The following is a 17,483-nucleotide window of genomic DNA, read 5'->3' as shown; positions in this document are numbered from 1 at the left end:
GCCACAGTCACAGTCACAGTCACAGCCGCAGACACAGTCACAGTCACAGTCACAGTCACAGCCACAGCCACAGCCACAGCCACAGCCACAGCCACAGCCACAGTCACAGTCACAGTCACAGTCACAGCCACAGCCACAGCCACAGCCACAGCCACAGCCACAGCCGCAGCCGCAGCGCGCGGTGAGCGGTGAGCGGCGTGCGTACGGTGATGGTGTGCGCTTCCAGCAACGCGCCCCGGTGCCGGGAAGTCGGCAGCACGTCGCTGCATCGCATCGAGCCCAGGTCTGCTTGTGCTGCCCTAACAGTCGACCACGCCTGCCACCTCAGCGACCGATCGTCAGTGACAGACCCGCTGCGCACTATCGCGCCGTTTCTCTGTTGCACCCGCACAACAACGCACTGGTGAAAATACCGCCAGTGCGCTGGCGCAAGGCGTTCGCTACCGCGAGATATGCCGCAACGGCGCAGCAGCTATAGCGAGCGCGACAGCATTGCGCTGCCGTGCTGGAATCGCCCCCGTCTTGCAGCGTGCGTGGCATCGCGGCATTGCCCGCATCGCCGCACAACACGCAGTGAGATTCAGGGGGAATAGGCAGGGCGCCATGTGGCGCGACATCCATCGATCAAGGGAGAGGGTTTCATGCGCATTTTTCGTACCGGCTATTGCCGTGTGTTGCTGGTGCTGCTGCTGGGCGGCGTCAGCGCCAGCGCCGGCGCGCAGGGCATCGCCAAGGGCGCCGATGTCAGCTGGCTCAACCAGCAGGCTGCGGCCAACCCGCCGCAGGTGTTCCGCGATGCGGCCGGCAACACCACCGACTTCATCAAGCTGTTCAAGGACGTGGGCGGCAACGCCATCCGCCTGCGCGTGTGGGTCAACCCGTCCGGCGGCTGGAACGACGGCCGCGACACCCTGGACAAGGCCAAGCGCGCCGCCGCGCAGGGCATGCGCATCATGATCGACTTCCACTACAGCGACAGCTGGGCCGACCCGGGCAAGCAGACCAAGCCGGCCGCCTGGGCGGGCCACTCCGTCGCCCAGCTCAATACCGATGTCTACAGCCACACCCAGGGCATCCTCAAATACCTCAAGGACAACGGCATCACCGTCAGCTGGGTGCAAGTGGGCAACGAGATCAACAGCGGCATGCTGTGGAACGAGGGCAAGACGCCCAACTTCGCCACCCTGGGCCAGTTCATCAACAGCGGCTACAACGCCACCAAGGCGGTGTACCCCAACGCCAAGGTCATCGTGCACCTGGCCAACGGCTACGACAACGCCAACTTCCGCTGGTTCTTCGACAACCTGCGCTCGGCCGGCGGCAAGTGGGATGTCATCGGCATGTCGCATTACCCGCCGGTGGGCAGCTGGCAGGACTACAACACCCGCCTGGACACCAACATGCGCGACATGATCTCCCGCTACGGCAGTGACGTGGTCGTGGCCGAGGTCGGCATGGACTGGCAGCAGGCTGCCACCACCCGCGCCATGCTCACCAACCTGATCAGCCGCAGCAGCAGCATCGGATCGCGCGTGCTCGGCATCTTCTACTGGGAGCCCAATGCCTACCCCGGCTGGCAGGGCTACACCATGGGCGCAGTCAACACCAACGGCCAGCTGACCGAGGCCCTGCAGGCGTTCTGACCAACCCGCCAACTCGTAGGAGCGCACCTGGGCGCGACGGGCGTTACCGGTAACGCCCGTCGCGCCCAGGTGCGCTCCTACGGTTGGGCGTGCAGAAACGCCAACTGGCCGCGCAATGGCTACCTCGACGCTACCTGCCCGCCAGCACCGATGGCCGGATGTTCTGCCAGGGACCGCCGGCTGTACCCACAGACCTCACGCCTCTCGTAGGAGCGCACCCGGGCGCGACGGGCGTTGCCGGGAAAGCCCCGTCGCGCCCAGGTGCGCTCCTACATCGGTCCGTTCCGCGCCGGACCCGGCGGCAACCGCCCGCCGCTGGCCCTTATCCTTTGGTCGTACACCGGCAGCGCCCGCTGCGCCGGATCCTCGCCCCCGCCGGCATCGATACCTCACCCACGCACGACACCGTCCCATTCCATACGCCCCCGTAGCGAGGAATGGCAACAGGTGCGTGCGGTACACTTGGGGGTTCACGAATTCACGATGTCGACACACCCGCGGGGTGTGTCCCCCCGGGAGCGCTAATGAACTGGTTGAACGAAGTGCTGCACAACGATCCGAACCCGCTTGAGACGCAGGAGTGGCTCGAATCGATCAAGGCCGTCATCGACGTCGAAGGCCCGGAGCGCGCCCATCAGCTGCTGGAAGGCATGGTCGAACAGACCCGCCGCGCCGGCGCTTACCTGCCGTTCTCGCCCACCACCGAGTACGTCAACACCATCGCACCGGCCAACGAGGCCAAGAACCCCGGCGACTCCGCGCTGGAGTGGAAGATCCGCTCGATCATCCGCTGGAACGCCATGGCCACCGTCGTGCGGGCCAACCGCAAGCCGGGCGACCTGGGTGGCCACATTGCCTCGTTCGCCTCCAGCGCCACGCTGTACGACGTGGGCTTCAACCACTTCTGGCGCGCGCCCAGCGACCAGCACCCGGGCGATCTGCTGTTCATCCAGGGCCACAGCGCCCCGGGCATCTACGCCCGCGCCTTCCTGGAAGGCCGCATCAGCGAAGCCCAGCTGGACAACTTCCGCATGGAAGTGGACGGCCAGGGCATCTCCTCCTACCCGCACCCGTGGCTGATGCCCGAGTTCTGGCAGACCCCCACCGTGTCGATGGGCCTGGGCCCGCTGGCCGCCATCTACCAGGCGCAGTTCATGCGCTACCTGGAAAACCGCGGCCTGATCGAGAAGTCCGACCGCAAGGTGTGGTGCTTCATCGGCGACGGTGAGTCTGATGAGCCGGAAACCCTCGGCGCCATCGCGCTGGCCGGCCGCGAAGGCCTGGACAACCTGATCTTCGTGGTCAACTGCAACCTGCAGCGCCTGGACGGCCCGGTGCGCGGCAACGGCAAGATCATCCAGGAGCTGGAAGGCGTGTTCCGTGGCGGCGGCTGGAACGTCATCAAGCTGCTCTGGGGCGGCTACTGGGACGCGTTGCTGGCCAAGGACACCGACGGTGTGCTGCGCAAGCTGATGATGGAAACCGTCGACGGCGAATACCAGAACTGCAAGGCCTTCGGCGGCGCCTACACGCGTGCCAACTTCTTCGGCAAGTACCCGGAGACCGCGGCTATGGTCGCCGGTCTGTCCGACGACGACATCTGGCGCCTGAACCGTGGCGGCCACGACCCGCACAAGGTGTATGCCGCCTACCACCAGGCCGTGAATACCACCGGCATGCCCACCGTGATCCTGGCCAAGACGGTCAAGGGCTACGGCATGGGTTCGGCCGGTGAGGCGCTCAACCCCACCCACCAGACCAAGAAGCTGGACGACGCGGCGGTCAAGCACTTCCGCGACCGCTTCAACATCCCGGTGACCGACGCCCAGCTGGAAGACGGCCAGGTGCCGTTCTACCACCCCGGCGAAGATTCCCCGGAAGTGCAGTACCTGAAAGAACGCCGCAACGTGCTGGGCGGCTTCCTGCCCTCGCGCCGTCCCAAGGCCAGCAAGTCGTTCGTGGCGCCCACGCTCGACAAGTTCGAGCGCCTGCTCAAGGACAGCGGCGAGCGCAGCTATTCCACCACCATGTCCTTCGTGCAGAGCCTCAACATCGCCCTGCGTGACAAGGAGCTGGGCCCGCGCATCGTGCCGATCGTGGCCGATGAGGCGCGCACCTTCGGTATGGAAGGCATGTTCCGCCAGATCGGCATCTACGCCCCGTTCGGCCAGAAGTACAAGCCGGTCGATGCCGACCAGCTGATGTACTACCGGGAAGACCAGACCGGCCAGGTGTTGCAGCAGGGCATCAGCGAGCCGGGCGCCATCGCCTCGTGGATGGCCGCCGGCACCAGCTATTCGGTGTCGGATGTGCCGATGCTGCCGTTCTACATCTACTACTCCATGTTCGGCTTCCAGCGCGTGGGCGACATCGCCTGGCAGGCAGCGGACATGCGCACGCGTGGCTTCCTGCTCGGCGGCACCGCCGGCCGCACCACGCTCAACGGCGAAGGCCTGCAGCACGAAGACGGCTTCAGCCAGGTCATCGCCGGCTCCATCCCGAACGTGCGTAGCTACGACCCGACCTTCGGTTTCGAAGTCACCGTCATCATGCAGCACGGCATGAAGGCGATGATGGAAGACCAGATCGACGAGTACTACTACATCACCCTGATGAACGAGAACTACGCCCACCCCGGCATGCCGGACGGCGCAGCCGAGGGCATCATCAAGGGCATGTACCTGCTCAAGGACGCCGGCAAGCCCAAGAAGGGCGAGCTGCGCGTGCAGCTGCTGGGCAGCGGCACCATCCTGCGCGAGGCCATTGCCGCGGCCGAGCTGCTGGACAAGGACTTCGGCGTTACCGCCGACATCTGGTCCTGCCCCAGCCTCAACGAAGTGCGCCGCGACGGCTACGCCGTGGAACGCTGGAACCGCCTGCACCCGGAGGCCGAACAGCGCAAGCCCTACGTCACCCAACTGCTGGAAGGCCGCCAGGGCCCGGCCATCGCCGCAACCGACTACGTGCGCGCCTTCGCCGACCAGATCCGCGCGTTCGTCCCGATGACCTACACCGTGCTCGGCACGGATGGGTTCGGTCGTTCGGATACGCGGGCCAACCTGCGCCGGTTCTTTGAAGTGGACCGTTACTACATCGCGCACGCGGCCATTGCCGCGCTGGCGAAGGATGGGAAGATGACGGGCAAGGATGTGGCTCGGGCGATCAAGCAGTACAAGATTGATCCTGAGAAGAGTAATCCGGTCGGGGTTTGATAGTTAAAGGAGAAGGCGGCCATTCGGCCGCCTTTTTTCTCAAGCAGAACTTGCAAGTTCGTCCGTACGATAAGGATTCGACATATGACTGCAGCGACCCCTGCGCGACTAACGCGGCTCCAAGCTCAGCTAGATAAGGAGCGGAGGCTGGTGTCGTTCGATAGCTACGACATGACCGTTAAACAGATGTATGAAATGTTTCAGGACGGCGCAATTTTCGTTCCCCCTGAGTATCAACGTCAGTTCGTTTGGGATGAAGTGAGGGAGTCGAACCTCATCGAGTCTATTTTTCTTGGCATCCCGGTGCCCAGTCTGTTTATGGCCACGAATTCCGATTCAACTTGGGAGATAGTGGACGGTGTTCAGCGCCTGTCCACGATTGCCCATTTTATGGGCGATGTAGCTTCTGCAGAGACGGTCGGCAGGACATCCCAGTTGAGGATCAAAGGGCTTGAAAAGATATCTGAACTTGATGGCTTGGCATACGCAGACCTTAGTAGGTCAATGCAGCTGTTGTTCCAGACCCGTCCTATTCGCGTCACCGTTCTGAACGACAAGAGCGATCTTAGCGTGCGGTTTGACCTCTTTGAGCGCCTAAACACCGGCGGCGTACTCCTCACCAATCAGGAAATCAGAAACTGCATATTCCGAGGGGTGTTCAATCTCGACCTGAAATCACTCAGTAAGAGCAAGGATTTCGTCAAGGCTGTCAAGCTGAAGGAGTCTGATCAATTTAATGGTACGGCGGAGGAGTATGTGCTCAGGTTCTTTGCCTATCTTGATGATCGAGATGAATTCGAGCATAGCGTCAAGGATTTCTTGAACGATTATATGAAGAAGAATGCGGGAAAGCGCATATCTGCAGCAAAGAAGAAGCTCTTCAAAGACGTCATGGTGTTGCTGGCTAAAGCATTCCCGGATGGCATTACCAGAGGGCAGTCAAGCACGACCTCTGCCGTCCTGTATGAAGCTCTCGCTATTGGCACGGCGGTTGCGATCTCCCAACGGCAGCCGGTCCGTATCGCAAGGCTAAAGGCGCTGGCGTCTGATGCAAAGCTCAAGCGGTTTACAACCGGCGCAACAAACAGCCGGCGCATGTTGAATAGCCGCATTGACTATGTTGCGGAGGCGGTGTGACCTTCGGTGCGGCGATTGATGGTCCGATCAAGGAACGGTTTAGGGCCGTTAGGGCATTGCTTACTTTGATAAAGTCTAGCGAATCGACTGAAACGCCGCCTGCGGACTCGGAAGAGGTTAAGATTCTTCGTGGACTGTTCTTTGTCCATCTATATGCTGCGTTCGAGAGATCTGTCACCGACGTTGTGCTCGCTTACTTGAGGAAGATTGCCGAGATTGAGCTCCCGTATTCTCACATTGAGTGCAAGATGTGGCCTGCCGCGCTCGATCCGCGCTTCTCGTCTTTGCAAGGGTCGAGGGGAAGCGCTGCCTGGAAAAAGCGCATAGAGATATCTTCGCTCGTTGAGTCGGACTCTATCTGTTCCATAAATGAAGGCATGTTTTCCGACAAGCTCCAAAACGTTTGGCCGGAGACTATCGTAGAAATGTTCAAAGCTCTTGGGCTACAAAGCACCTTCCTAGACGGCGCTGCGTCTTTTGCTCTAAAAGAGGTTGTTGAGAAGCGCAATCAAGTGGCACATGGAAGAACGGAGCCTCAGGTTGTTGGTTCGGGTAGTACGTCTAATGTCTTGGAGGATCGGCTATCCATCATCCATACGTTGACTACAAACTTGCTTGAATCCATGCGGCTCCAGCTAGGTGAAATGGCTTTCATAAGGCAGCCCTTCCGAGAAGGGTATGTGGTGCGCGTCAGGTAATCTCCGTCGCACGATATTCCTGTGATGCTAGTGACCAATGTCAATTCTTAATTGGTTTTCGCTCAAGTCACGAATAACGGGGCCAGGTTCTTAGGTATCCCCACGTTTTACTAATAACGGTGTCAGGTTTACTTGTCAGTCGATGGCGCTCGGTTTGCGTGGCGATGAGCGCCCCTGAGATCCGTAAAGCAGCGGGTCTTGGCTTTGACCATGGCGCGGAGGGCGTCGTGGTCAAGGGCTCGCTGCTGCTTTAGATGAAGGAAAATGCTGGCGGGCAGTTCTTCGCATAGGGCTTTATTGAGAAGGGTGCGATAGGCATGGGTTACCCAAATGGGCGTTGCCAGCGCAAGCCGGCTAATAACGAGGTTAGGTTCACTTATATGTGTCAAAACGGCAGGCCAGGCTAGATTTTTCTGTAGGTCCGCTCCACGATTTGCAGAATGATTTCAACGAATGTTCGCGAGGACCACTCAATTTATCCTTCGTGATGGCGTTTCAAGGTGGAAGCTGCCGACCATGAGTTTTCCTAACTGCAATTTAACAGTTCCCGCGCTTGATGGTTTGACGTCAACAGATGTTTGTGGGACAGGCGCGCGTCAGCAGACCGGTGATAATTGTCAAGAGAAGAGATGCCACCGTAACAAACGTATAAGCACTTTTGACCCAGAATTGTCTGCTTGCACGGAATTCATCAGCATTCAAACAGGCAAAAAAAACGCAAGCAACAAGTCCCGTGTACAGCCAAACTCTCCATGCAGGCTCGTATAGAAGTAGCGCAAGGGCTGGGATGAGGAACAGGACTGGCTGGAAGGGACTGGCAACACTTCCTCCGGTTCGCCAGATTAGTCTTGCCGCGACTCCGATATCAATAAAAAAGGCAATACCCATAGCACTGTCTCGTGATATGCCTGACAAGGTAGTGCCCGGGAAGAGATTCATCCACATTGTGGACATCTCAGCCGTGGAAACCAGCGGCGCTAGACTAAGCATTAGAAGAAGTGCCACCAGTCTTGAGCCGTCGACAGATGCGTCGTCTCGATAAGACCTAGGGAGAGCCTCTCGAAGCATATGCCCTCCAACAAATGAGATAACGGCTATTACGAGCTGCGCCACAAGCGCACCCGTTACGACTGCTTTGGTATCGAGCACTAGCATCCCCTGTAATGCGAACGCTGTTGCAACTTGAGCGTATGCAATCAGTTCTCGCGTGTGAATCTTAACACTTCGGAAAAAGCGAGAAAAAGGGGTGGCTCAATCTGACCCCGTCGTAAGCTCCCCAGTCTGACAGACACCGCATAAGTAGAGCTTTCTGGCATCGTTACCTCAGCCAGGAGGTTCTATGCGCACGTCAAAGTTCACCGAGACGCAGATCGTCGCGACGCTCAAGCAGGCCGACGCCGGTGTGCCCGTCAAGGACATCTGTCGCCAGGTCGGTATCAGCACAGCGACGTACTACCAGTGGAAGAGCAAGTACGGAGGCCTGGAGGCTTCGGAGCTGCGGCGGATCAAGGAGCTTGAGTCCGAGAACGCCAAGCTCAAGCGGATGTACGCCGAGTTGGCGCTCGACGAAAAATAACGGGGTCAGGTTCACTTATCAATCGACGGTGCTCCGCTTGCTTGGCCGATGCGCGGGCCTGACGCTCGCAAAGCGGCGGGTCTTGGCTTCGACCATCGCACGGAAGGCGTCATGGCCTGGAGCTCGCTGCTGCTGCAGATTAAGGCGGATGCTGGCGAGCAGCTCGTCGGACAGAGTTTCATCGAGCAGAGCACGGTAAGCGTTGGATCGCTCAGTCGGGTCGTTGCTAAGCGCAAGCCAGAAGGGACGTGGCGTCAGCGCGGAATGCCCGCGCTGGCCTAGATTGGCTCGGCAGCTGGACCAGCGCTACGCCGCCGGGTCGTCCGTCAGGCGGGCACGCGCCGGGTTCAGTTCAATGATAGCAACGAAGGACGTAGTCCGCACTGTTCATAAGTACAGCTCACCTACCACCTACCAAATACAGAGACTCCTGGCGGTGGTACACCGGGGATGCTACGGATCAAGTGGAATGCCGGATTGTTCGTATCCGAAAATTCTTTATGTTCGCCCTCTCTAAATGCGGGGTCTATTTCTGGCATCTCATTTGCAAAAAAAATTGCGTTCTTCGCGTATATTTGGACTGTGAGATTAAGTGCGTCGACTTCTTCTCTATTAAGTTCGATCGTGGAAAGTCGCGGGTTGGTAATGTATGCTCTTGGTCGGCAAATAAGTACGCATATGCGTGGTGTGATAGGTGCAAGGATTTCTGGATAAAGTGGTGCTTGGCGAGTAAATTGGACGTTATGATAAAACCCGTCCCCAAATAAGAAATCTTTTTCCGATGAGAATATTACTACGAACTTCGCTTTTGATCCGATGCTGTCGGCAATGAGTCGCTGCTTGCGCCGCATATTCAGTCCAATTAATGTGTTTAGCTCGTTTCCATGTATAGGGCCGCGCAGACTCTCGACCAATGAAGCTGACGCTTCCCGATTCATTGGGCTCCTGACAGCAAGCGAGACAACGCATTCAACAGTATCTATCAACTGCGCATTTGTTGCAGAAACTTCTATAAAACGCTCCGAAAGTCTTTTGGAAATTATATTTTTTCGATCAAGTTGCTTCAGCCACTCAATTACTAGCGGAAATTTCGTGTCTGCGTCATCGAACTCGGATTCGAAGCTCTCGTCCCAAGGGGTAGGCGTGCCGTCTCTAGACAGTTTGACGTGATGTCCGTTGCCGATCATCCCAAGTTTTGATGGTGGAAGACGCAGATGAGTACCATCAGGTTTGAGCCAGCCCGTCTTGCCATCCTCACCGGTCCAATGCTTCGATACGCATTCGGGCCACCAATGATGACGAGCTGATTTCAATGGGTTCTTTATTTTCACTTTCCTTCTGCCTCTCCGAATTAAATGGCGTGTCGGAATCAACGCTAAGCGGCTAATCTCTCTCGAATTTGCGTGATTGCTAAACCGATTCTCTCTGTAATCGCCGTGCTGCCATGATGCAACATTGTCAGGGAACCAAGAGCCCTAGTCATTGCGACATAAAGCAGCTTCGCCTCCTGAATCGTCTCCTCGTTGTCAGTGCGGATACGCTGCCCGACTTCGCAGATGCCGGGAATGAATACAGATTCAAATTCCAGGCCCTTGCTGGAGTGCATTGTCAAAACCTTAACTGCAGGCTCACCATCGAATAAGTTTCGCTTGTTGCCCTCTTCAGCTAAAACCACTGGAAGTTCTTCAGCTCGGAGCCGCGAAGCTATCTGGGTGGCAAGTGCTTTGTTGCGGCAAAGAATCGCAAAGTCGTTGGCGCTTGCACCGTTATTGAGTGCTTCGCGTATCTGTTGGGCGATGATGCGTGATTCTTCCCAAATGTTGCTCGCCTGTATCAGCTCGGGGACAGCGCCCCTTCGTCCTGCGCTCTCCGGCGCTATCACCGGCACGTTGTCTTCATCGGCATCTTCCCCGGCCAAGAGCTCCTGCGCAAAGGCCTTTGCTGTGGAAAGGATCTCCAAGGTGTTGCGGTAGTTCAGACGCAGGATCGTTGTGCGCCCTTTGGCCTGGATGCCAACGCTGGCGAAGCTGAACTTTCGACGTCCACCTGTGCTGTAGATGGTTTGCGCGTCGTCATAGAGCAGCAACAGCGAATTAGTTTCCGGATCGACCATCTGCGTGACGATTTGCAGCCATTCGGGTGCAAAGTCATGGCCTTCGTCGATCATCACTGCCGCGTACTGTGCTCGCGGAATCTGCTGCGACTCCACTGCTGAAATGACTTTACTGACCAATGCGTCCAGATACTGCTGGGCATTTGGCTGTGCGAGTGGAGGCTTGATGCCGTAGGCCTTTAGCTGCTCACCACACCATCCGTGGAAATGACGCACACTCACGCGGTCCTGTACACCATGTGCGTGAATGATGTGCTCCAGGCGGCCGGCAAGTGTTTTGTTGTAGCAGAGCACCAGCACCGGCTTGCCTTGACGCTTCGCAATCTCAACGCAGCGGTAGCCCAGGATCATTGTCTTGCCAGAGCCTGCCACGCCATGGATCACTCGGTGGCCGTCCCCCATCGAGCGAGCAAGTTGCTCTTGTTGCAGATCCATCACCTTGATCAAATCAGGGATGGCAATGGGCTTGTCCGGCTGAGGTGAGGCGAACAACTGCACCTGCTCAGGAGGAACGATACGCAGCTGCGGAAACAGATGCCAGCGAATCCGTTCGATCTGTGGCAAGCTGAGCTGGCATGAGAACGTGGCAGGGAACATGTCCCAGAGCCGTTTCTGAAACGCCTCGGTGTCCACCGACTCGGTCATCTCGTCCCGGCAGATCACGCTACCTGCCGCAATCACATTGCCTAATTCGGCCTCGTCAAACTGGGCGCGGCTGATGTTGCTAAACACCACGCCAAAGCCCCATGGCATGATGAGCTTGCCCTGGTATTTGCTTCCTTCGGGAAGTCGCAGGGCTGCATCCTTGAGCATCAGCTTGCCGACTTCGATGCAAATGTCGCGAGCTTGGCGCAATGGATTGGACGTTACCTCACGGCCGCGCTCGGTATGGAGCACGGCGGTGTCGCGGTCAATCTCAGCGATGGTCTCCAGTTTCCAGTCCTTGACCTCAAGCACCAGGATCCCGCGATAGGGATGCAGCACAATAAAGTCCGGATGCCGGTGACTAGGGCCGATCGGCACGTCGTACCAGCAGATGTACTCATCATCGAGCTTGTCTTCCAGGCGTTGTGAAAAGCGCCGCTCGCCAGATGTCATTCGACCGGCGCTACTTGATCGACTGGGAATCAACGTTGCCATTAAAAGATCCCCTCCGTGGTGTGGCCTTAGCGTAGCACTAGCGCAGCGCGGACAATAGAATAATCCGCAAGAGATGTGTGTAGATCTATGTGTGAAATAAGGGTTGTCGAAGCTAGAACTACTCTGGTCCTTGATCTAAGGCAAGAGGTGTTGGCTTCTTCGCAGTTCGAATCAGGGCGAGCTCACGCTTTTGAACATGAGAATTCAAGATCAGGAGTTCTGTGCCGCTATCCTGCGCCGGCAACTAATCGCAAATCTAATAAGTAGTGCTTGTTCGTAAGAACGGAGAGGCATGGCAAGATGATGAGGTTAGCTCGGGTCACCCATCGACGAGGGAGCAGGTATGGACACCAATCGAAAAATTCCGCTGTTCGGGGTTAGGCGCTTCACACGCCAGGTTATGGATGAGCTTGCTACGATATCGAAGGACAGGGACGAGATTTACGCGACACTCTCACGAATTGGGGGCGTTAGCCAGCTGGAGCGCGAGCGAGAGCTGGAACGCCTGAATGCTGAGCTGGCCTCTGCATCGCATGCGTGGAAAGAACAGCTTGCGACACTGACGGCCGATCGTGATGAGCTGTTGCTGCAGGTCACAGAGCTGCGCAAGGAAGTTGTCGAAACCCGTGAACGCGCCCTGCTGCAGGAATCTGGTGTCTATGAGTATGCGCATCCGCTACAAGACGCGGTGGCCTACAAGGATCGGCTCGATCATATCCGCGGACTTATCAAAGAACTGAACAAGGCGGACGGCCGCGCTGTTGTAGCTGCAGTGGGCTGGACCGTTAACGGCTCAGAAGCGCAGGGCAAGACCATGCTTCGGGACTACTGTAAATTGATGTTGCGGGCATTCAATGCAGAGGCCGATGTTCTGGTACGTGGCTTGAAGCCATATGCACTTGCTGCGGCAATCGATCGGATTGAAAAAGTAGCCAAGACAATCCAGCGCCTGGGCAAGACCATGAGCATCCGTATTACGCATGAATACCTGCAGCTTCGTATTACAGAATTGCAGCTCACTGCAGATTTCGTGCAGAAGAAAGCTGAAGAGAAGGAGCTGGAACGGCAAGAACGCGAGCGGCTGAGGGAGGAGCGAAAAACCCAGCAAGAGATGGAGCGCGAGCGTTTGAAGCTCGAAAAGGAACGTCAACACTACCTCAACGCGCTGAAGGCTCTGTTGGCCAAGGGTGATCCAGAAGCTGTTGAGCGGATGCGCGCCCAGGTCTCAGAGGTTGAGCGTGCAATTGCGGACGTCGACTACCGCGTAGCCAACATCAGGGCAGGCTACGTTTACGTGATCTCCAACATTGGCTCTTTTGGTGAATCGCTGATCAAAGTCGGTATGACGCGTCGTCTGGACCCGATGGACCGTATCCGCGAACTCAGTGATGCATCGGTGCCCTTCAACTTCGATGTGCACGCGCTATTTTTCTCAAAGGACGCTGTTGGAATCGAAGGTGCGATGCATGCACGGCTGGCTAAAAGCCGGGCAAACCTTGTAAACCATCGCCGCGAATTCTTCCGTGCAACGCCGACAGATGCAAAGAATTTGCTCGCAGAGCTTGCTGGTGATCTTCTTATATTTCACGACACTCCTGATGCGCTTGAGTTTAGGCAGAGTCTGAAGATGATGGGGGCTGGGACCCATTAGAGATACTCATCCCCGCAGAAACAACTGGAGAAGGATTAGAATAATTAAAAAAATAAAGTTACGGGGTCAGGTTCTTCCCGGTCGACAGCGCATGGATTGTGTGGCAGGCGAACGGGCCTGACGGCTGCGAAGTGGTAGGTCTTGGCCTCCTGCTAAAGTACGGAAGGAGTAATTGTCTAGGGCATGCTGGTGTTTTTGAGTAACGCAAATTCGGCTAACAAGTAATCTAAAAGCGTAAGGCATGACCTAGACAATTTTTGAATCAGGCGCATGTGATGAGGTGTGACCGGAGTATCGATTCGAACAATCGGCACTAAAGTATTACTGGTATCAGCCGACTACGGGAGCTCATGCCAACAAATGGAGCGGCGGCTGATGAAGTGCTTTTCCCACCCGGACGGTGACGCTGCGGCGCAGTGCAAATCTTGCAGCCGAGGTCTTTGTCATAGCTGCGCACAACGGTTCTCGCTCATGATGTGTGAAGGCTGCATCCTGCAGCACAACGGGTCGGTCGCGCGTTCCATGTATGTGCGACTGATAGGAACGGGTATCTTGTTCGTGCTGCTATCGTGGTTGTTTCTGACTATGAAGCCACCGACACTTGAGCAAGGTCAATACTTCACATTCGCCGTCTCGCGCCTTCTCATTGCGTTGATCTTCGCCTTTGCTCTATGGGGATGGGACTTCCTGGATCGACATACTCGCCACCTGGTGTCTGCATCACTGCCTGTATGGGTTTTCTACTTCTTCTTTAAGTTCATGCTGTCGATCGTTATCGGCATCATCGTTGGCCCGTATCAGATCTATCGAATGGTCAAAGAAATCCGTACCGCCCGTCAAACCGCTAATGGGATCGCTAACGGTGCCATCTGAAGACGCTGCGGAGAGCAAGTAGCGCGGTCAGGTTTGCTATCAGTCGCTGCGCGCGGTTTGCGTGGTCGATCAGTGAACCTGCTTCCGCAAAGCGCTGCATCTCGGTTTCGACTATCGCCCGAAAGGTGTTGGCGCCTCGATAAAGAGTAGACTTCCCGCAAGTTGAGGGCATCGCCTGAACTTGCCTAGGAAGTGGCATGACCCTGGTTACGACGTTAGTAGGCTCTAAGAACAGGTCAATCAGACTTGCAGCCTTGGCGCATCCTGCTTTTGACTCTGCTCCTGAGCTTCGTTACTCAGTGCAAGCGCACGTGTCTGTTCGGCGGACTGCACACGGGCCTGACTTTGCTCGACTGAACTCTCCACCGCATCTGCCGTGCGCATTTGCTCACGGTGGTACACGGAGGTGGAGGGATCTCCCTGGACCAGGAAAACGTACTCGCCGGCTGCTGCCCGGGTGCCCGCTTGGCAAAGCACTACGCTGTCTACACGTTCCAGTCCCTGCTCTTTGGCAAGGGCATACAGGCTCCAGGTCATACGGTCACTTGCCGCATCGGGAGCACGATTCAGCGAATGATCGATCCGATGCACGCCATCCTGGATTTGAGCAAACATGGGATCGCTAGGCGATGGAGCCTGCGCGCTGAACTTGAAACCATCCGATGATCCACGCGACGGCGCGGCCGGATCCTGAGGTACCAATGGCTGGCCACTCGTAGGAGGCGCGATTCTACGATCGTCCGCATCGAACCACTGCTTGCCGTCAAACCTGTATCCGCTGCGTACCGATGCCGCGCCGACGTCTTGATAAAGGTCTTCCCCAAAATCCGGGGCGTTGACTGTCTCGCCTTGTGCGTTCTTCGGCAGAATAGGTCGAACGCCGCTGGCCTTCAGCAAGTTGCTGACAACACCGTTGCTGTTGTTGTGCAGCGGAGAATATTCCAGTTGTGCGTGATTGATCTGATCCCCAGCCTTCAGGGCAGACTCAAGTTTTGTGGATAATTCCTGGTCAGAACCGCTCCAGGCAACGATGCGCTCGTGGTGCTCGCCCGGTGCAGGCCAGTCTGGTGCGGTGACCGTCGCTTTCACGATGTTGCCCTTGGCATCCCTCGCAAGAGCCGGCTCGGAGGGATCCAATTGGTTCAAAGGCACTGGCTCGTAGTTGCCGTCTTGTCTGAGCCGGTACCCAATCTCATAAGGGGCAATGTAAGGAGCTGCTTCAACTCGAATGTGCCCAAACTTCTCCGAGCCAAAAACTGTGCTCTGGGCAAAGTTCGCCAAGTCATTTCCCTCGGCTCTAGTGTCGGGCCCTCCACGTACTACGGTCTGGCTGCCATCGGATTTCTGAAAGAGCAGGTAAAGATGGCGGCGGTCACCAGCAACCTCGCTCGCACCAACCAAGATCATTGCCTTCTTCTGCTCATCCATGACTTATTCTCCAATATCCTGCGGAGCCCGATTCACCACCAGCGCGCTCAAGTGGATTCCGTCAGCAGAATGAAAGCCCACCATCCAGGTAACCGGCACAGTTGGCGCTGTCACCGATGGCTGGGCCTCCTTCACAACAGGGGAAAGCGTGCACATTACCGACGCCTTGTAATCTGCGGCGGGAGAGCTCAACGCTTGGCAGCGAAATCCTAGATCCTCAAGATTCTTCTGCGCGGTCGTAAGCGATGACCCAACAGGATTTGCCGCCTGAAGCTCTTGCCTCGCCTTGGAGGCAGATTGCTGCGTATTAAAGCCGGGCCGTGAGTCTTGCTGCATGGCAGAGCACCCTGGTATGAAGAAGAGGCTAGCGGCTACTAGTAGTGCTAGAACACTAAGGTCGGCGCGAGGATTCGTTTTCATGATGTGACAACTCCACCGCAATCACACAGACGGTCATCCATGCGTAGTTCGGTTGCAAGTATGCGCCCCAAGAGATAGCAGAGCTATGAAGTTACAGGGGGGCTGACCTGACTTAGCCTGGCCCCTAATCTTATGCGTCAGCCGTTGCTACGCCTTTCTCTTTGCCCTTTAGCGCCATGTCGAGCAAGTATTCATAGGTCTGCAGTCTACCCCTAGCTGATGTGGCAACCCAGCAGATCATCCAAAAGAACAGCAGGAAAATACCCACCATTGCTGTCAATGGGGACATTGCTAAAGGATTGCCACCGGCGCGCAGAACCAGAAAGAGCGACACTGCAACCGGCAGAAGACCTAGCTTGTCGATGCTTCCAGCCAACAGCGCAATGCGGCCCGCACGGCGCGTATGGCTGTAGCGAGCGTGATCCAGCATGATTTGCAGGGTTGCTGCCGGATGCCCTTGCAGCCAAGTCACCTCCTGCAGAAATTGCTCTAGCTGATGATCAGTGCGCATTGCTTGATCTAATGTCCATCTACGTAGATCGCTCACAATCCAATAGATGCCAAGCAGCATCAGGACGCCCAATGCCACTAATGCAACCCGGAGGCCGGCGGTTGCGACCTTCACTAGCAACTGAGGCGGAACGCTCGTGAAGCTGAGGAATGATGCAATCAGCGTCGAAGCGATTGCCAACACCATAACGATGGCGGCGCCGCGCATGAGGCGGCTTGGGCTGGCGGTATCTGCTGGAAATTCCGGTAGTGCGCTGAGGCGTTCTTCTAAAGCCTTAAAGGTCAAGGGCAAGATTGGTGCTACGTCGCTACTTTCCATGAAGCCTGCCATTAGTTGAGTGATACGGCGAGATTAGATCTGTCTGGTCTACACGGCTAGGTAGAAGCGCTGGGACGGTACGAAATTTTTCTCCTAAATGCGCTCGGTGCGTAGCGGGTCTGTGATCTCCAATATCTGAGCAGACAGGCTGTGTGGTCGTGCCTTTTGGATCTACCTTTTAAGAGCAGATGGCCACGGTTGACATCGCGATCGGTGCGATGCAATCTCCAACCCAAGGAGCGTCGAAACTCCTCAGAGAGCGGTACCCACCTCCGTCAAACCGGTGGGTTTTTTGTGCCTGCATCCCGCAGGGACAAGCCGACGCAATGCCTGCGTCGGGAGGGCGGCTAATACAACACCCGCAAGGGGAATACGCCCGCCGGCTCTCTGCGGTTTCGAACCTCCCGACATCCCGTCGCTGTTGGCGACGGTTCTTGGGTTGTTCCAGGAGGGCGTTGCCATGTCTACCGCACCATCCATACCGGCATCTGTGCCGGTTGATCTGTTGCCAGCCTCTGCTCACCGCCTGCGTTGGGATATGGGCGATGTGCTGCGCCGGCTCGACGCACGCGCGGCTGTCGAGCGCGCGATCAGCGATCCCGTGCATCCGCTGAGTCGCCAGCTTGGTGCGTTGCTGCACACCTTGCGCCGCCGGGTCGCGCGCAGTGCCGTGGAGTCGCATCAGCGCGTTGCCGCATCCACCACCCACCACCACCCGGAGGCACCATGACCCGCCGCCGCCCACCCACGGCAGCTGCCAGCG

At 57.2% G+C, this 17,483-nt stretch carries 13 protein-coding genes and 1 pseudogene; 8 read left to right on the top strand and 6 right to left on the bottom strand.

The features are described 5' to 3' along the window. Positions 1-121: 121 nt before the first annotated feature. Complete coding sequence (locus tag EO174_RS23030; protein WP_164740307.1) at positions 122-259, bottom strand: hypothetical protein; 138 nt, start codon at positions 257-259, stop codon at positions 122-124. A gap of 382 nt (positions 260-641) precedes the next feature. Here EO174_RS23030 and EO174_RS22655 point away from each other — a divergent pair, with 382 nt between their 5' ends. The 4 genes from EO174_RS22655 to EO174_RS22640 all read left to right on the top strand — a co-directional run bounded on the left by EO174_RS22655 (position 642) and on the right by EO174_RS22640 (position 6,690). Beyond that, complete coding sequence (locus EO174_RS22655; protein ID WP_126947651.1) at positions 642-1,643, top strand: arabinogalactan endo-1,4-beta-galactosidase; 1,002 nt, start codon at positions 642-644, stop codon at positions 1,641-1,643. Positions 1,644-2,167: 524 nt separating this feature from the next. Next, positions 2,168-4,855 carry a pyruvate dehydrogenase (acetyl-transferring), homodimeric type gene (aceE, locus tag EO174_RS22650; RefSeq protein ID WP_126947648.1) on the top strand — a complete coding sequence of 896 codons (2,688 nt, stop codon included), beginning with the start codon at positions 2,168-2,170 and terminating at the stop codon, positions 4,853-4,855. A gap of 84 nt (positions 4,856-4,939) precedes the next feature. After that, the gene (locus EO174_RS22645) at positions 4,940-5,992 is read left to right on the top strand and encodes a DUF262 domain-containing protein (RefSeq protein WP_126947645.1); all 1,053 of its coding nucleotides are present in this window, start codon (positions 4,940-4,942) and stop codon (positions 5,990-5,992) included. Then, positions 5,989-6,690, top strand: coding sequence for an MAE_28990/MAE_18760 family HEPN-like nuclease (locus tag EO174_RS22640; RefSeq protein ID WP_126947643.1), 702 nt, complete (start codon positions 5,989-5,991; stop codon positions 6,688-6,690). Before EO174_RS22645 ends, EO174_RS22640 begins: the two co-directional genes overlap by 4 nt. 567 nt (positions 6,691-7,257) lie before the next feature. Here the strand turns inward: EO174_RS22640 and EO174_RS22630 are convergent. Then, a complete protein-coding gene (locus tag EO174_RS22630) occupies positions 7,258-7,578 on the bottom strand; it encodes a hypothetical protein (RefSeq protein WP_126947640.1) in 321 nt (106 codons plus the stop codon). Positions 7,579-8,029: 451 nt separating this feature from the next. On the opposite strand from EO174_RS22630, the pseudogene EO174_RS22625 reads away from it, so the two are divergent. After that, positions 8,030-8,257: pseudogene (locus tag EO174_RS22625) on the top strand (transposase); the annotation flags it as partial. 413 nt (positions 8,258-8,670) lie between these two features. On the opposite strand, the gene EO174_RS22615 reads toward EO174_RS22625, so the two are convergent. Together EO174_RS22615 and EO174_RS22610 are read right to left on the bottom strand one after the other, a co-directional pair. After that, positions 8,671-9,597 carry a DUF4238 domain-containing protein gene (locus EO174_RS22615; protein ID WP_126947637.1) on the bottom strand — a complete coding sequence of 309 codons (927 nt, stop codon included), beginning with the start codon at positions 9,595-9,597 and terminating at the stop codon, positions 8,671-8,673. Between the two features lie 44 nt (positions 9,598-9,641). Continuing rightward, complete coding sequence (locus tag EO174_RS22610; protein WP_126947657.1) at positions 9,642-11,477, bottom strand: 3'-5' exonuclease; 1,836 nt, start codon at positions 11,475-11,477, stop codon at positions 9,642-9,644. 385 nt (positions 11,478-11,862) lie between these two features. Between EO174_RS22610 and EO174_RS22605 the strand changes: the two genes are divergently transcribed. Then, positions 11,863-13,170: a DUF4041 domain-containing protein gene (locus EO174_RS22605; RefSeq protein ID WP_126947634.1), complete on the top strand. Its 1,308-nt coding sequence runs from the start codon at positions 11,863-11,865 to the stop codon at positions 13,168-13,170. A gap of 375 nt (positions 13,171-13,545) precedes the next feature. After that, complete coding sequence (locus tag EO174_RS22600) at positions 13,546-14,043, top strand: hypothetical protein (RefSeq protein ID WP_126947630.1); 498 nt, start codon at positions 13,546-13,548, stop codon at positions 14,041-14,043. 240 nt (positions 14,044-14,283) lie between these two features. Here the strand turns inward: EO174_RS22600 and EO174_RS22595 are convergent, their stop codons facing one another. Beyond that, positions 14,284-15,471 carry an XVIPCD domain-containing protein gene (locus EO174_RS22595; protein ID WP_126947627.1) on the bottom strand — a complete coding sequence of 396 codons (1,188 nt, stop codon included), beginning with the start codon at positions 15,469-15,471 and terminating at the stop codon, positions 14,284-14,286. Positions 15,472-16,021: 550 nt separating this feature from the next. Then, positions 16,022-16,720 (bottom strand): hypothetical protein, encoded by a 699-nt coding sequence (locus EO174_RS22585; RefSeq protein WP_241240069.1) that lies wholly within the window; start codon positions 16,718-16,720, stop codon positions 16,022-16,024. Positions 16,721-17,180: 460 nt separating this feature from the next. Between EO174_RS22585 and EO174_RS23315 the strand changes: the two genes are divergently transcribed. Next, on the top strand, positions 17,181-17,450 hold the full coding sequence (locus EO174_RS23315) for a hypothetical protein (protein ID WP_241240068.1): 270 nt from the start codon (positions 17,181-17,183) through the stop codon (positions 17,448-17,450). The last annotated feature ends 33 nt before the right edge of the window (positions 17,451-17,483 follow it).

Origin of the sequence: Xanthomonas sp. BRIP62418, assembly GCF_003993495.1 — a bacterium.
In the GTDB taxonomy this organism is placed as follows: domain Bacteria; phylum Pseudomonadota; class Gammaproteobacteria; order Xanthomonadales; family Xanthomonadaceae; genus Xanthomonas; species Xanthomonas euroxanthea.
The sequence above is the reverse complement of the archived record's forward strand: the minus strand, read 5'-3'. Positions and strand labels throughout refer to the sequence as shown.

Coding starts and splice junctions, on each gene's coding strand:
- EO174_RS22595 (WP_126947627.1), bottom strand. CDS start 15,471: ATGGATGAGCAGAAGAAGGCAATGATCTTGGTTGGTGCGAGCGAGGTT.
- EO174_RS22610 (WP_126947657.1), bottom strand. CDS start 11,477: ATGACATCTGGCGAGCGGCGCTTTTCACAACGCCTGGAAGACAAGCTC.
- EO174_RS23315 (WP_241240068.1), top strand. CDS start 17,181: ATGTCTACCGCACCATCCATACCGGCATCTGTGCCGGTTGATCTGTTG.
- EO174_RS22585 (WP_241240069.1), bottom strand. CDS start 16,720: ATGGAAAGTAGCGACGTAGCACCAATCTTGCCCTTGACCTTTAAGGCT.
- EO174_RS22600 (WP_126947630.1), top strand. CDS start 13,546: ATGAAGTGCTTTTCCCACCCGGACGGTGACGCTGCGGCGCAGTGCAAA.
- EO174_RS22655 (WP_126947651.1), top strand. CDS start 642: ATGCGCATTTTTCGTACCGGCTATTGCCGTGTGTTGCTGGTGCTGCTG.
- EO174_RS22645 (WP_126947645.1), top strand. CDS start 4,940: ATGACTGCAGCGACCCCTGCGCGACTAACGCGGCTCCAAGCTCAGCTA.
- EO174_RS22630 (WP_126947640.1), bottom strand. CDS start 7,578: ATGGGTATTGCCTTTTTTATTGATATCGGAGTCGCGGCAAGACTAATC.
- EO174_RS22605 (WP_126947634.1), top strand. CDS start 11,863: ATGGACACCAATCGAAAAATTCCGCTGTTCGGGGTTAGGCGCTTCACA.
- aceE (WP_126947648.1), top strand. CDS start 2,168: ATGAACTGGTTGAACGAAGTGCTGCACAACGATCCGAACCCGCTTGAG.